Below are 14,381 nucleotides of genomic sequence, written 5' to 3'. Positions count from 1 at the left end.
TCCGCCGGCTCAGCGGGCCACGGGTGCGCGCAGTTCGGCGGCGAGCGCGTGCAGGAGCGGGGTGAGCAGCGCGAGCTCATCGTGGAGCCGCCGCAGGGTCGGCTCCGGGTCCGGCAGCGCTCCGCGGCAGGCCCGCTGCTCGAGCTCGTCGAGCAGCCCGGCCAGGATGGTCGCGCCGAGGTTGGCGGCCGAGCCCTTGAGCGCGTGCGCGCCCTCCCGCACCGCGACCGGGTCACCGTCGCGCAGCGCGTCGCCGAGCCGCGCCAGCGCCTCGGGCGCCCGGGTCGTGAAGGAGCCGAGAATTCTGACCAGCAGCGCACGTCCGGCCTCCCCCTCGTCCGGGTCGCCCAGTTCCGCGAGGCGCTCCCGCAGGTCGGCCTCGCGTGGGTCGTTCCCTCGTGGGTCGGCGGCCGTCGGCGGCGGCGGTCGGTCGTCGGCGGCGTCGCGGGCGAGCGGACGCAGCGGGGCCAGCACCGTGGCGAGTTCGTGCGCCCGGACGGGCTTGGCGAGGTAACCGTCCATGCCGGCCGCCGCGCAGGCGGCGCGGTGCTCGGGCAGCGCGTTCGCGGTCAGAGCGACGATGCGGGGCTGCCGGTGGGCGGGCAGTTCGGCCCGGATCCGCCGGGTGGCCTCCAGCCCGTCGAGGACCGGCATCTGCACGTCCATGAACACGACGTCGTAGTCCGCGCGGTGCAGGGCCTCGACGGCCTCCGCGCCGTTGGCGACGGCGTCGACGCGGTGGCCGAGCCGGGACAACATCAGCCGCGCGACCCGATGGTTGACCTCGTTGTCCTCGGCGACCAGGACCCGCAGCGACGGGGTCCGGGGCGTGGGCGGGGCCGCCGGCTCCGGGGCCGGCGCGGGCTCCGGCCGCTCGACGGCCGGACGCAGCAGGGCGGTCAGCGTGAAGACCGAGCCCGCCCCCTCTTCGCTGCGCACGGTGATGTCGCCACCCATCGCCCGGGCGAGCCGGCGGCTGATCGCCAGCCCCAGGCCGGTGCCCCCGTACATCCGGGTGGTCGACGCGTCGACCTGACTGAAGGATCGGAACAACCGGTCCATCCGATCGGCGGGGATGCCGATGCCGGTGTCCCGCACCGCGACCCGCAGCCGCACCGCGTCGCCGGTTCGCTCCGCGCCGACGGTGGCGACCACCTCGCCGCGCTCGGTGAACTTGACCGCGTTCGAGAGCAGGTTCACCAGGATCTGCCGCAACCGCGTCACGTCACCGCGCAGCAGCGTCGGGCAGCCCCGCTCGACCCGACCGACCAGCTCCAGGCCCTTCCGGGCGGCGGGGACCGCGACCAGCGCGAGCGCCCCCTCCAGACACTCGCGCACGTCGAACGCGGCGTCCTCCAGGTCCAACTGGCCGGAATCGATCTTCGAGAAGTCGAGAATGTCATCAATGATGACGAGCAGCGCCTCACCGCTGTCCCGGACGGTGGTGACGTACTCGCGCTGCGCGGCCGTCAGCTCGGTCTCCAGCAGCAGGCCGGTCATGCCGATCACGGCGTTCATCGGGGTGCGGATCTCGTGGCTCATGGTGGCCAGGAACTCCGCCTTCGCCGACGCGGCCGCGAGCGCCTCGTTGCGGGCGACCAGGATCGCCTCGTTGGCGGCGCGGACCCGCCGGTACAGCAGGGTCACCTCGCGCAGCAGCGACGCGAGCACGACCAGCGCGGCGAGCAACGCCAGCACCCGGGCGCCGTACCAGCCGATCGTGTACCGGGACCGGGCGAACAGGGTCAGCATCGTGTCGCCGCACGACGCGGCGACGGCCACGAACGCCCACGCTTCCAGCCCGGGCGCCGTGCCGCGTCGGAACCGGGTCGCGGCCAGCAGCAGCGCCGCCGCGTTCACCGCGATGATCGCCGGCCCGAACTGCCGCGTCAGAATCGAGTAGTCACCGTTACGGATGATCACGGGTACGTGCGGGTGGCCCGCGGTGACCAGCCACGTCACCCCGACCACGCTCACCAGGACCAGCCCGGCGACGACGGCGATCGCGCCGAACCGGCGCCGTACGGGGCGGTGCCGGGGGCCCCGGGCCCACGCCTTCGCCGGCCACGGCGCCATCGCCACCCCGATCAGCAGCGGGAATCCGACGTGCCACGCGGTCCACAACCACGGAGCGCTGCTCGGGACCGCGTTCAACAACCCGGTCGGGGTGAACAGGCCGGGGAAGACCATCGCGTGCGGCACGATCACCGCCGACGACCACAGGTACGCCGCGGCCAGCGCCAGCAGCCGGGGCGAGGAACCCGCGGCGAACTGGTTGAAGAGCAGGAGTGCGGTCAGCAGGTCCAGCACCCAGATCACGGCCAGGAACGCGGGCAGGAACGCCGGCACCGACCCGAGCTGCCGATCGGCGAGCAGCCAGAGCACGATCGTGAGGCCCGCGGCCGCGGCAGCGAGCAGCACCGGGGCGCGGCCGGCCCGGACGGGCCCGCCCGAGACCAGGGGCGGAACGGACAACGTCATGGAGAACCAATCGGCTCCGATCAGACAAAGTCACACAATATCGGAGCCTTCCTCGCGCTATTGGAAAAATGTCCCAGCCTGGGCCCACGTGACACCGACCGGACCGACCACATCGGCTGATCAGCGTGCGGCGGCCAGCTCGACGGCGAGCGTGGCGACGAGCTCGGCCGCGGGCAACGGGCGGATGTCGCGCCACCCCTGGCCCGTCCACAGGTGCACCGTGTCGGCGTCGCCCCGCTCGGCCGCGGCGGCGCGCAGCGGACGCGTCAGATGGTGCACCCACGGGTACGCCGCCGGGGCGTCGGCGGTGTGCTCGCGCAGGAAGTCGTTGACCAGGCCGCGCGCGGTGCGGCCGGTGAACGCCCGGGTGAACGCGGTCGCCGTGAAGCGCGGGTCGGCCAGGGCGCGCCGGTGGGTCTCGCTGGTGCCGGCCTCCGGGCAGCACAGGAACGCGGTGCCGAGCTGCCCGGCGACCGCGCCGGCGGCGAGCGCGCCGGCGATGTCCGCGCCGGTCATCAGCCCACCGGCGGCGATCACCGGCGGCGGCGCGGTCGGGGCGAGTTCGGCGAGCAGCGTCGCCAGCGGACGCGCGGCGCCGCCGAGCGGCGTGTGCGGATCGTCGTCGAAGCAGCCCTGGTGGCCGCCGGCCTCGGCGCCCTGCGCCACCAGCGCGTCCGCCCCGACCCGCTGCGCCTGCACCGCCTCGGCGGGGCTGGTCACCGTCACCGCGACGAGGCTGCCGGCCCCGTGCAGCCGCTCCACGTCCTGGGCGGAGGGGCAGCCGAAGGTGAAGGCGACCATCGGCACCCGCGCCGCGACCAGCAGCTCCAGCTTGCCGGCGTACCCGTCGTCGTCCCAGCGCCCGTCGCCGAGCGGGACGCCGAGCCGCTGCGCGACCGGCGCGAGCCGCAACGCGTAGCGGTCGAGGGCGGCGACGTCGACCGACGACGAACCGGGGACGAAGACGTTGACCCCGAATGGCCGGTCGGTGAGCGCGCGGGTCCGGGCGATCTGCGCCTCGAGCTGCACGGCGCTGCGGTAACCCGCGGCGAGGAAACCCAGCGCGCCCGCCTCGCCGACCGCGGCGACCAGCTCGGGCGTGGACGGGCCACCGGCCATCGGCGCGACGACGACGGGCAGCGGCACACCGAGGCGGGCGAGCGGACCGGATGGCATGTCGCCCAGTCTGCCCGCCCGCCGGTCGGATCACGCGGTGCGGCGCGGAAGACGAGTCCCGGTCACTTCTGGACGAAAACCGCCACGCTGCGGGCCGGCACGGTGAAGGTGCCGGTCGCGGCGTCGAAGCGCGCGGTGCGCAGCGCCGGATCGGCCGACGTGGCCAGCACCGGGTGCAGCGCGACGTCCGCGCCGCGCAGCCCCCCGACGGTCTGGGTGACGGTCGACGGCGTGGCGTTGAAGACCACGGTGATCGAGCTCCACCGCTTGTCGAGGCCGGTGCCGTCGAGCCGCATGGTGAGCACGCCGGGGGTCTCGCCGGTGCCGGAGAGCGGGAACGACACCCGCTGCTGCACCTGCGCAGCGGTGGTCAGCCCGAACACCGGTGACGAGGCCCGGATGCGGAGCAGTTCGGCGTAGCGCGCGTCGGCGAGGTTGATCGCCGCGCAGTCCGGCACCAGCTTCGGGTCGGCCAGCAGCGGTTTCGCGTACGGCCACTTGTCGCGGTTGTCGGCGGCCGGGGGCAGCCCCGCGCCGAAGCCGTTGCCAGCCGCGCAGTCCCAGCGGATCTGGTTGAACCAGTCGCCGGAGTTGAAGGAGTTGCGGTCCAGCGACTTGGATCGCAACCGCTCGGAGCCGGTGGTGACGAAGCCGGTCCCCTGCCCCATCACGACGGTGGCCAGCGCCAGCACCTGCATCCGGGCCCGGTCGGTCGCGGAGGTCGCCGCGGGCAGCTTGTACGCGAGCGCGTCGTACAGGATCTCGTTGTCGTGCGCGTCGACGTAGGTGACCGCCTCCCCCGGCGCCGCGGTGTAGCCGGCGGGCGCGCCGTTGTAGTCGATCTCGGCGCCGGTGACGGTCCGGCCCGACGAGTCGACGAACCGGTAGCCGGCGAGGTTGCCCACCAGCCCGACCTTGATCTGATCGTGTTGCCGCAGCAGTCGGGCGCGCTGCGCCGCGGGGTCGCCGTTGACGTCGTCGCCGTTGGGGTCGGTGAAGAGCCCGGAGGCGAAGCCCTGGCTGCGCGGGTTGGCGTCGAACGGCCCGCCGCCGCGGACGGCGTCGCGGAGCCGGTCGTTGAAGGTCCCGATCCCGGTGCCGGCCATGTTGGCCTGGGTGGCCTGTTCGAAGCGGGCGTCGCCGGCGACCTCGCCGAAGTCCCAGCCCTCCCCGTAGAGCAGGATCGACTTTCCGTCGACGCCGTCGCGGGCGACGGTGAGCGTGTCGAGCGCGGCCCGCACGGCCAGGATGTTGGCCTTGGGGTGGTGACCCATCAGGTCGAAGCGGAAACCGTCCACCTTGTACGCCCTGGCCCAGGTGACCAGCGAGTCGACCACCAGCTTGCCCATCATCGCGTGTTCGGGGGCGGTGTTGGCGCAGCAGGTGGAGGTGGCGACGGCGCCGTCGTCGAGCAGCCGGTGGTAGTAGCCGGGCACGATCTGGTCGAGCACCGACTTCGGGTCGGTGCCGGACGCCGAGGTGTGGTTGTAGACGACGTCCATCACCACGCGCAGCCCGGCCGCGTTGACCCCGGCGACCATCTGCCGGAACTCGCGGGTGCGCGCCGCGCCGGCCGGGTCGACCGCGTACCCGCCCTCCGGCACGGTGTAGTGCAGCGGGTCGTACCCCCAGTTGTAGCCGTCGGTCTCCGCGACCGCGGCGACGCAGGCCTGCTGCTGGTCGGAGTCGGGCGGCAGCGCGGCGAGGTCGCAGGCGGGCTGCTTCTGGTCGGCGCGGCGTTCCGGGATGGTGGCGAAGTCGAAGGCCGGCAGCAGGTGCAGGTGGGTGACGCCGGCGTCGGCCAGCGCCGTGAGGTGGCGCATGCCGGCGGTGGTCGGGTCGGTGAACGCCAGGTAGGTGCCGCGACGGTCGGCCGGCACGGTCGCGTCGGCGATCGAGAAGTCCCGGACCGAGAGCTCGGAGATCTGGGTACGCGTCGCGGGCACGGCCGGCGGCTTGGGCACCGTCGCCCAGCCGGCCGGGGCGAGCGCCCGGTCGGTCAGGTCGACGAGCTGGCTGTGCGTGGAGTCGGCGGCCAGCGCCAGCGAGTACGGGTCGGTGACCGCCGCGGTGATCACCTTCTGCGCGGCCGGCTGCCACGCCCGCACCTGGTAGCGGTAGTACGCCCCGCGCCACTGCCGGTCGCCGGTCACCGACCAGACGCCGGTGGCGTCGTCGCGGCGCATCGCCACGGTGCGGGGCGTCGCGGTCGGGGTGTCGAAGAGCTGCAGGCTGACCCGCTGCGCGGTCGGCGCCCAGAGCGCCAACTTCGGCCGGCCGCCGGCGAAGGTCGGGCCGAGCCGGCTCTTCGTCGCGGCGGCGTAAAGGTCGTCGAGGACGCCGGGAAGTTGCACGCCGGTCGCGGCGAGCAGGTTGCCCTCGTGGTCGCGCTCGGTGACCAGGACCTGTCCGCGCAACGCGCGGGCCAGCGTGGCGCGGTCGGTGGCGTCGACGGTGAACGCGGCGTAATCCCACAGGTGCGGGAAGGCCGCCCGCTGCGCCTCGGTGAGCCCGTTGCGCCGCGCGGACAGCGGGATCGCCGAGTACGTACCGGTGAGCTTGCCGTCCGCGATCGCCAGCCCGCCGTTCGGGGACCAGACCAGCTCGTAGCGTTTGCCGTCGGTGGGCCCTGTCCGCCAGGCGACGGTCGTGCGGTCGATCCAGTGCGCCCGCTGCTTGGTGACGTCGAGGTCGCGCCCGGCGGTGGCGGTCACCGGCAGCAGCCGCCCGGGGGTTGCCGACAGCAGCCACGCCTCGCGCCCGGCGGTGGCGAAGTCGAGCCGCTGGTCGCCCGGAAGGTCCTTCGTGTCGCCGGAGTGGATGATGTAGTTCAGCCCGGTGGCCCCGGCGGCGAGCGGCACCCGGAAGGTGACGCCGTACGCGTCCCGCGCGGCCGGTGCGAGCGGGGTCGACCAGTCGGTGGGGTTCGCCGCGCCGTCCCAGACGTGCAGGCCCCAGCCGTCATAGTTCCCGTCGGCGCGCCGGTAGTGCAGCACCGCGGTGTCGGTGTCGACGGGCGGATCCGGTTGCCCGGTGGCCGCCTGGCGGCTGAGGTGGAGCGCCGGGTCGCCCTGCTTGACCCAGACCTCGCCGGTCTTCGTCACGTCGACCGTGCGGTCGACCGCGCCGTCCTTGTTGCCCGCCCGGTCGACGACCAGGAAGCCGACGGACCTGGCGCCCGGCTTGAGCTTGACCCAGGCGAACCGTCCGTAGCTGTCCTCCCCGACGAACGGCTGTCCGGCCGGCCACGTGGTCTGGTACGCCGGGTCGATGTCACCCCAGGCGTACAGCCCCCAGTCGTCGTAGCCGCCGGCGGGGCGCTGGTAGTGCACGACCAGCCAGTCCCGCGAGGCGGCCGGCGGCGGGGTGCCCACCGTCGCCCGGGATTTCGCCGTCGCGGTCCGGCCCTTGCTGTCGCGCACCACCGCCTTGTACTCGATCGGCGTGCCCGCGGGCAAGCCGGTCAGGTCGTGGAACACCCGATAGGGGGCGCGGTCGGCGGTGCCGAGCAGCGTCCACGCGCCGCGGCCGACCCGGGCCGCCACGGTGACCGTCGACAGCGGGTCGCCGGTGACCTCGGCGACGATCTCGGCGCGGGTGGCGACGGCGGCGCCGTCGGCGGGCCCGGTGATCCGCACGGTCGGCGCGGCGGCCGGGGTCGGGATCGGCGCGCCGGCCCGGTGGACCACCGCCGACAGCGCCGGCACGGTGAGGGTGAGCTTCCCGTCGCCGTCGGCGGCGGTGGTGTCCGAGGCGCCGTAGACGCCGCGGAACGCCGTCCCGGCCGACCAGGTGTCGAGCGTGACCCGCTGCGCGGTGGTCGCGTTGTTGACCGCGACGACGTACTCGACGCGGTCGCGCGGGTCGATCCGGGAGACGGCGAAGACGCCGGGGCCGTCGGCCGCGTGCCGGGTGACCTGGACGCCGTCGCGCAGCGCCGGGTGCGCCCGGCGCAGCGCGCCGAGTTCGGCGATCGCCCGGTAGAGCGGGTGCGCGGTGTCGTACTGGTCGGCGGCGTGGGTGCGGTCGGTGCCGAGCAGGTCGTCGTCGAGGTAGTCGGCGACCTCGGAGGCGAACATGTCCTGCCGGGCGTCCTTGTCGCCGCCGGCGCCGGTGAAGCCCTGCTCGTCGCCGGAGTAGATCACCGGCTGGCCGCGGGTCAGGAACATCAGCTGGTGCGCGAGCACGTCGCGGCGCAGGTGGCTGGCCGGGTCGGTGCCGCCGGTGGCGATGAACGTGCCGATCCGGCCCATGTCGTGGTTGCCGAGGAAGGTCGGCAACCGGCCGGCGTCGGTGCCGCGGGCGGTGTAGAGGTCGTCGCGGGCGTACAGGTCGGCGAGCGCCCTGGCGGAGCCGTCGCCGGCGACGTAGCCACGGGCCGCCTCCTGGAATGGGAAGTCCAGCGTGGCCGGCAACTCACCCTGGCGCACGTAGGTCGAGGTGAGCTCGGGGTCGCCGCTGTAGACCTCGCCGAACATGAAGAAGTCGGGCTTGCCGGCGCGCCGGGCGGCGTCGGTGACGCCGCGGCTGAACTGCGGCCAGAACTCCATGTTGACGTGCTTGACGGTGTCGATGCGGTAGCCGTCCACCCCGGTCTTCGCGACCCAGTCGGAGAAGATCTTCGTCATCCCCCGGACCACCTCGGGCCGCTCCGTCCACAGGTCGTCGAGGCCGAAGAAGTCGCCGTACTCGCTGTTCTCGCCGGCGAAGGTGGAGTCGCCGCGGTTGTGGTACATGGTCGGGTCATTGAGCCAGGCCGGCGCCTTGACGGTGGCGTCGGCCGGGGTCGGGAAGACCGGCGTGTACGGGAACGACGTCGCGTTCACGGCCGGGAACGGGCGGCTGCCGTCGGCGTAGTTGCGGTCGTCGAAGGCCCTCCCCTGCGCGTCCCGGTACGGCTTCGTCGCCTTGTCCACGTAGGAGTACTGGTTCTCCGCGTACCGGATCACGTCCGCGGTGTGGTTGGTGATCACGTCCAGGTAGATCTTGATGCCGCGCTGGTGCGCGAGCTTCACCAGCCGCTTCAGGTCCTCGGTGGTGCCGAAGTGCGGGTCGATCCGGGTGAAGTCGGTGATCCAGTAACCGTGGTAACCGGCGGAGATCTCGGCGCCGCTGCCCTGCACGGGACGGTTCTTGAAGACCGGGGCGAGCCAGATCGCGGTCGTGCCGAGGCCCTGGATGTAGTCGAGGCGGTCGATCACGCCCTGCAGGTCGCCGCCGTGGTAGAAGCCCTTGTCGGCCGGGTCGTGGCCGGTGCGCAGCCGGTCGCCGGTCAACCCGCCCCGGTCGTTGCGCGGGTCGCCGTTGGCGAACCGGTCCGGCAGGACGAAGTAGAACTGCTCGGCCCGGTCGCGGGTCGCGGCGCCGGCGTTCGCCAGCGTCGCCGCCGACGGCTCGGCGCTCCACCGCGCGGCGCCCGGGGCGGCGGGCGTGGGCGTCGGGTGCGGCGGCGCCGCGGCCGCCGGGGACGCGGTCAGGGTGAGGGCGAGCAGCGCGACGGCGGCGAGCAGACGGGTACGGGGGCGGGGCGAGGTAGGCATCGACGGCCCTTCCTGTGTCGCTGGCTGCCCGCACGCTAGCCGTTGCCGAAACCGTCTGCAATACCCTGCAAATAAAGTCGTAACCCGTGCATCATCTTGCGCAAGTCGCCGTGCGTTCCGTCCCGGCGCGGGAAAAACCAGGCGCGCCCGGCCGGTCGCTGTCGGTAGCATCCGCCGGGCCCCGCAGGGACGGAACCATGGAAAGCAGACGTGCGATGGAACGGGTGACCGAGCAACAGATCCGCCGGTCGATGGTCAACTGCTCGCGCGGCGAGGCGTCGGGCATGTCGCTGCCAAAGGAGCTCGACCAGCTCGATTGGGCGAGCTGGGACTTCCTCGGCTGGCGCGACGCGAAGGCACCGCTGCGCGGCTACATCGTCGGCTGGCGCGACGGACAGCCGGTCGGGATGGCCCTACGCGCCGCCGACTCCACGATGGGCCGCGCCCGCAGCGCGATGTGCTCGCTGTGCCGCTCCGTGCACTCCGCGGACGCCGTCTCGCTGTTCACCGCCCGCCGCGCCGGCGCGGCCGGCCGCAACGGCAACACCGTCGGCATCTACATCTGCGCGGACCTGGCGTGCTCGGCGCACATGCGCGTCAAGAAGCCGGGCGCGCCGATCCAGCCGGATCAGGGGATCGACCTGGCCGAGCGGTCGAGGGCGCTGCTCGCGCGGCTGGACGCGTTCCTCGACGACGTGCTGCGGGCGTAGCGGCGCGGTCAGCGCATGTGGATGACGGTGCAGATGGCCGGGCCGCGCTCGGCCATCCGCAGCAGGTAGCGGAAGCCCTCGCCGGGCACCGACCGACCCTGGCTGTCCAGGTACTCCCACTCGACGGTGACCATCGACAGCGCGGTCGACAGCCGCTGCACGTCCAGGATCCGGGCGTGCGCGGCGACCAGCTCCCGATCCTGGTAGCCGGGAGCGGCGCCGATGAAGGACAGCGCGATCGCCGCCGCCGAGGTGAAGGAGAAGCTGTAGCCGTCGGTGATCACGATGCCCGGCAGCGCGTAGCAGCGTGCGATGGCGGGCACGTCACCGGCGGTCAGGGCGGCCCCGTACCGGTCGAAGAAGTCGCTCAGCGTCGCCAGTTCGGTCGAGGTGTCCACGGCCGCTTCCATTTCCGGCGCGTCACCTCGGCAAACCTCCGGCCCGCGGTTTCATGATCGCGAAGCAGCCGGCGCGCCATGACCGCCCGGATCCCTCGCGATCACGCGTCGGGCGGGATCCGCACCGCGATCTCGGCGCCCAGGCGCACGCCCGGCGGCAGCGGAAGGTCGTCGCCGCTCCAGAACCGCCCGGGGTCGTACCAGTTCGGGCGGCGGCCGGCCGGCAGCAGCCCCATCGCCTCGTACGTCACCGCCACCACCTCCGCGCAGTACGCCGTCTCCAGCGTCGCGTCGCGACGTCCGCGTCCGACCGCCGGCACCCGGCCGCGCAGCCACCGCCACGCGAGCTGGGCGGTCGACGGGAACGGCGTGCCGTCGAGCCGGGCGACGGTGCGCAGCGCGGCGTTCTCCATCTCCCGGGTCGCCGGCGGGTCGAGTTGGCGCAGCCAGGCGCGCTGGCCGTACCGACGCGCCCAGACCAGCACGGCGGAGCGCAGGTCGTGCAGTTGGACTCCCCGCTGGTGCGCCCCGGCCCAGAGGTCGGGCAGCGAGCGCCCGAGCTCGGCGTGCCACATCAGCGGGGGCAGGTCGTCGATGACCACGGCCATGCCGACGTGGTTGACCGGGCTGTTGGTGGTGAGCTGGATGGCGCGGTCGGGCCCGCTGCGCCCGCGGAAGACCCAGACGTCTCCGGTGCGCGTCAGGTCGACGGCTTCATCGAGACCGATCACCCTGCCTACGATAGGCGGATGCGGGGTCGGATGCGTTGGTGGAAGCTGCTCGGGCTGGCCGGATTCGTCGGCGTCGCCGCGACCGGAGTCGTCGTCGCGCGCGCCGAACGGCGCCGCCGGGCGTACACCCCGGAGGAGATCCGCAGTCGGCTCCGCGAGCGGATCACGGAGCCGTCCGGCTCGGATTCGTAGCCCCCGCCCCGCCAGTGGCGCGGGGGCGCGGGCGCGGCGTGCTGGATCATGATGGGCACCCCGGTGTCCCAGAGCGTGGGGCACGCTTGCGTTACTAACAAGACGGACGTACGGTTTTGTAGATGCACGAGGGTGGGCGGTAAGTCTCACCTAAGGCGCGACGTGCGGTGACCCGTACGAAAGACTGCTCAGGACTATTCACGGTCGCTGGTGTGAAGGAGTACGACGTGGCGAGCCTCGACACCTTCGGTGCGAAGAGCCAGCTCCGCGTCAACGACGCGAGCTACGAGATTTTCGGGATCAGCAAGGTCGACGGGCACGAACGCCTGCCGTACAGCCTGAAGATCCTGCTGGAGAACCTGCTGCGCACCGAGGACGGCGCGAACATCACCGCCGACCACATCCGGGCGCTCGGCGCGTGGGACCCCACCGCCGAGCCGAGCGTGGAGATCCAGTTCACCCCCGCGCGGGTGCTGATGCAGGACTTCACCGGCGTGCCCTGCGTGGTCGACCTCGCCACCATGCGGGAGGCGGTCCGCGAGCTCGGCGGCGACCCGACCAAGGTCAACCCGCTGGCCCCCGCCGAGCTGGTCATCGACCACTCCGTCATCGCCGACCTCTTCGGCCGCGAGGACGCCTTCGAGCGCAACGTGGAGCTGGAGTACGAGCGGAACAAGGAGCGCTACCAGTTCCTGCGCTGGGGCCAGAGCGCGTTCAACGAGTTCAAGGTCGTCCCGCCGGGCACTGGCATCGTGCACCAGGTGAACATCGAGTACCTGGCCCGCACCATCATGGAGCGCAACGGCCAGGCCTACCCGGACACCGTGGTCGGCACCGACTCGCACACCACCATGGTCAACGGCCTCGGCGTGCTCGGCTGGGGCGTCGGCGGCATCGAGGCCGAGGCCGCGATGCTCGGCCAGCCGGTCAGCATGCTGATCCCGCGGGTCGTCGGCTTCAAGCTCTCCGGCGAGATGCCGGCCGGCACCACCGCCACCGACCTGGTGCTGACCATCACCGAGATGCTGCGCAAGCACGGCGTGGTCGGCAAGTTCGTCGAGTTCTACGGCCCCGGCGTGAGCGCCGTGCCGCTGGCCAACCGGGCCACCATCGGCAACATGTCCCCGGAGTACGGCTCCACCGTCGCGATCTTCCCGATCGACGAGGAGACCGTGAAGTACCTCAAGCTCACGGGGCGCACCGACCAGCAGGTCGCGCTCGTCGAGGCGTACGCCAAGGAGCAGGGACTCTGGCACGACCCGGCCGCCGAGCCGAACTACTCCGAGCGCCTCGAGCTCGACCTGTCGACGATCGAGCCGTCGCTGGCCGGCCCGAAGCGCCCGCAGGACCGGGTGCCGCTGGGCAACGCCAAGACGATGTTCCGCTCCTCGCTCAAGGACTACGTCGCCGACCACGAGCTGGGCAGCTCCGCCGACGGCGAGGGCGGCGTGCGGAACAACCCGCCGTACGGGGTGGCGGGGCGCGCCGACGAGGCGAGCGCCCAGTCCTACCCGGCCAGCGACCCGCCGGCCGCCGACGCGGCCAACGACCCGGAGGACCGCCCGCACGACCCGGTCGAGGTCGGCCAGGGCGGCGGCGGCCGGCCCGCCAAGCGGGTCCGGGTCACCGGCGAGGACGGCACCGAGTTCGAGCTCGATCACGGCGCGGTGGTAATCGCCGCGATCACCTCCTGCACCAACACCTCCAACCCGCAGGTCATGCTCGGCGCGGCGCTGCTCGCCCGCAACGCCGTCGAGCGGGGCCTGACCCGCAAGCCGTGGGTGAAGACCACGCTGGCGCCCGGCTCCAAGGTCGTCATGGACTACTACGACCGCGCCGGACTCACGCCGTACCTGGAGAAGCTCGGCTTCCACCTGGTCGGCTACGGCTGCACCACCTGCATCGGCAACTCGGGCCCGCTGCCCGAGGCGATCTCCGCCGCGGTCAACGAAAACGACCTCGCCGTCGTGTCGGTGCTCTCCGGCAACCGCAACTTCGAGGGCCGGATCAACCCCGACGTCAAGATGAACTACCTCGCCTCCCCGCCGCTGGTGGTGGCGTACGCGCTGGCCGGCACGATGGACATCGACCTGGCCAACGAGTCGCTCGGGACCGGCGCCGACGGCCAGGAGGTGTTCCTGCGGGACATCTGGCCGAGCAACGCCGAGATCCAGGACGTCATCGCCTCGGCGATCGGCGCCACCGGCTTCGGCCAGGCGTACTCGGACGTCTTCGCCGGCGACCAGCGCTGGCAGTCGCTGCCGACGCCGACCGGCGACACGTTCGCCTGGGCGGACGAGTCGACGTACGTGCGCAAGCCCCCGTACTTCGAGGGGATGGCGCACGAGCCGCGGCCGGTCAGCGACATCGCCGGCGCCCGGGTGCTGGCCAAGCTCGGTGACTCGGTCACCACCGACCACATCTCGCCGGCCGGCGCGATCAAGGCCGACTCCCCCGCCGGCCGCTACCTGGCCGAGCACGGGGTGCCGCGGCACGAGTTCAACTCGTACGGCTCGCGGCGCGGCAACCACGAGGTGATGATCCGCGGCACCTTCGCGAACATCCGGCTGCGCAACCAGCTGGTGCCGGGCGTCGAGGGCGGGTTCACGGTCAACCACCTGACCGGCGAGCAGACCACCATCTACGACGCCTCGGTGGCGTACGCCGAGGCCGGCGTGCCGCTGGTGATCCTCGCCGGCGCGGAGTACGGCTCGGGCTCCTCGCGGGACTGGGCGGCCAAGGGCACGATGCTGCTCGGCGTGCGCGCGGTGATCGCCGAGTCGTACGAGCGGATCCACCGCTCGAACCTGATCGGCATGGGCGTACTGCCGCTGCAGTTCCCGAAGGGGCAGAACGCCGAGTCGCTCGGGCTGACCGGCGCCGAGACCTTCACCATCACCGGCGTGGAGGCGCTCAACGAGGGCCGGACCCCGCGCACGGTGAGGGTCACCACCGACACGGGGATCGAGTTCGACGCGGTCGTCCGCATCGACACCCCGGGCGAGGCCGACTACTACCGCCACGGCGGCATCCTGCAGTACGTCCTGCGCAAGATGCTCCAGTCCTAACCCGCACGCGGAGTGGGGCCCGGGCGCTGCGCGCCCAGGCCCCTCTCCGCGTCTCCCCCGCCGATCTTGCACTTCTGGCCGCCCT

8 protein-coding genes are annotated in these 14,381 nt (G+C 72.9%); 3 read left to right on the top strand and 5 right to left on the bottom strand.

The annotated features are described in order from the left end of the window. Positions 1–9: 9 nt before the first annotated feature. The 3 genes from BLW47_RS16820 to pulA form a co-directional block, all read right to left on the bottom strand. The gene (locus BLW47_RS16820) at positions 10–2,481 is read right to left on the bottom strand and encodes an MASE4 domain-containing protein (protein ID WP_091557922.1); all 2,472 of its coding nucleotides are present in this window, start codon (positions 2,479–2,481) and stop codon (positions 10–12) included. A gap of 120 nt (positions 2,482–2,601) precedes the next feature. After that, positions 2,602–3,657, bottom strand: a complete 1,056-nt coding sequence (locus tag BLW47_RS16815) for an NAD(P)H-dependent flavin oxidoreductase (protein ID WP_091557919.1) — start codon at positions 3,655–3,657, stop codon at positions 2,602–2,604. A 62-nt stretch (positions 3,658–3,719) separates the two neighbouring features. Then, complete coding sequence (gene pulA / locus BLW47_RS16810; protein ID WP_091557918.1) at positions 3,720–9,197, bottom strand: pullulanase-type alpha-1,6-glucosidase; 5,478 nt, start codon at positions 9,195–9,197, stop codon at positions 3,720–3,722. Positions 9,198–9,394: 197 nt separating this feature from the next. Here pulA and BLW47_RS16805 point away from each other — a divergent pair, with 197 nt between their 5' ends. Further along, complete coding sequence (locus tag BLW47_RS16805) at positions 9,395–9,907, top strand: FBP domain-containing protein (RefSeq protein WP_245736697.1); 513 nt, start codon at positions 9,395–9,397, stop codon at positions 9,905–9,907. A gap of 8 nt (positions 9,908–9,915) precedes the next feature. Here the strand turns inward: BLW47_RS16805 and BLW47_RS16800 are convergent, their stop codons facing one another. Continuing rightward, positions 9,916–10,305, bottom strand: coding sequence for a hypothetical protein (locus tag BLW47_RS16800; protein ID WP_091558228.1), 390 nt, complete (start codon positions 10,303–10,305; stop codon positions 9,916–9,918). A gap of 101 nt (positions 10,306–10,406) precedes the next feature. Further along, positions 10,407–11,036, bottom strand: a complete 630-nt coding sequence (locus BLW47_RS16795; RefSeq protein WP_217634869.1) for a hypothetical protein — start codon at positions 11,034–11,036, stop codon at positions 10,407–10,409. 18 nt (positions 11,037–11,054) lie between these two features. On the opposite strand from BLW47_RS16795, the gene BLW47_RS25175 reads away from it, so the two are divergent. Together BLW47_RS25175 and BLW47_RS16790 are read left to right on the top strand one after the other, a co-directional pair. Next, entirely contained in the window at positions 11,055–11,228 is a 174-nt protein-coding gene (locus BLW47_RS25175) for a hypothetical protein (RefSeq protein ID WP_175543645.1), read from the top strand. Between the two features lie 212 nt (positions 11,229–11,440). After that, positions 11,441–14,296 (top strand): aconitate hydratase, encoded by a 2,856-nt coding sequence (locus BLW47_RS16790; RefSeq protein WP_091557911.1) that lies wholly within the window; start codon positions 11,441–11,443, stop codon positions 14,294–14,296. Positions 14,297–14,381: the final 85 nt, after the last annotated feature.

The organism is Micromonospora pattaloongensis (assembly GCF_900107255.1).
GTDB lineage: Bacteria > Actinomycetota > Actinomycetes > Mycobacteriales > Micromonosporaceae > Micromonospora_I > Micromonospora_I pattaloongensis.
The sequence above is the reverse complement of the archived record's forward strand: the minus strand, read 5'-3'. Positions and strand labels throughout refer to the sequence as shown.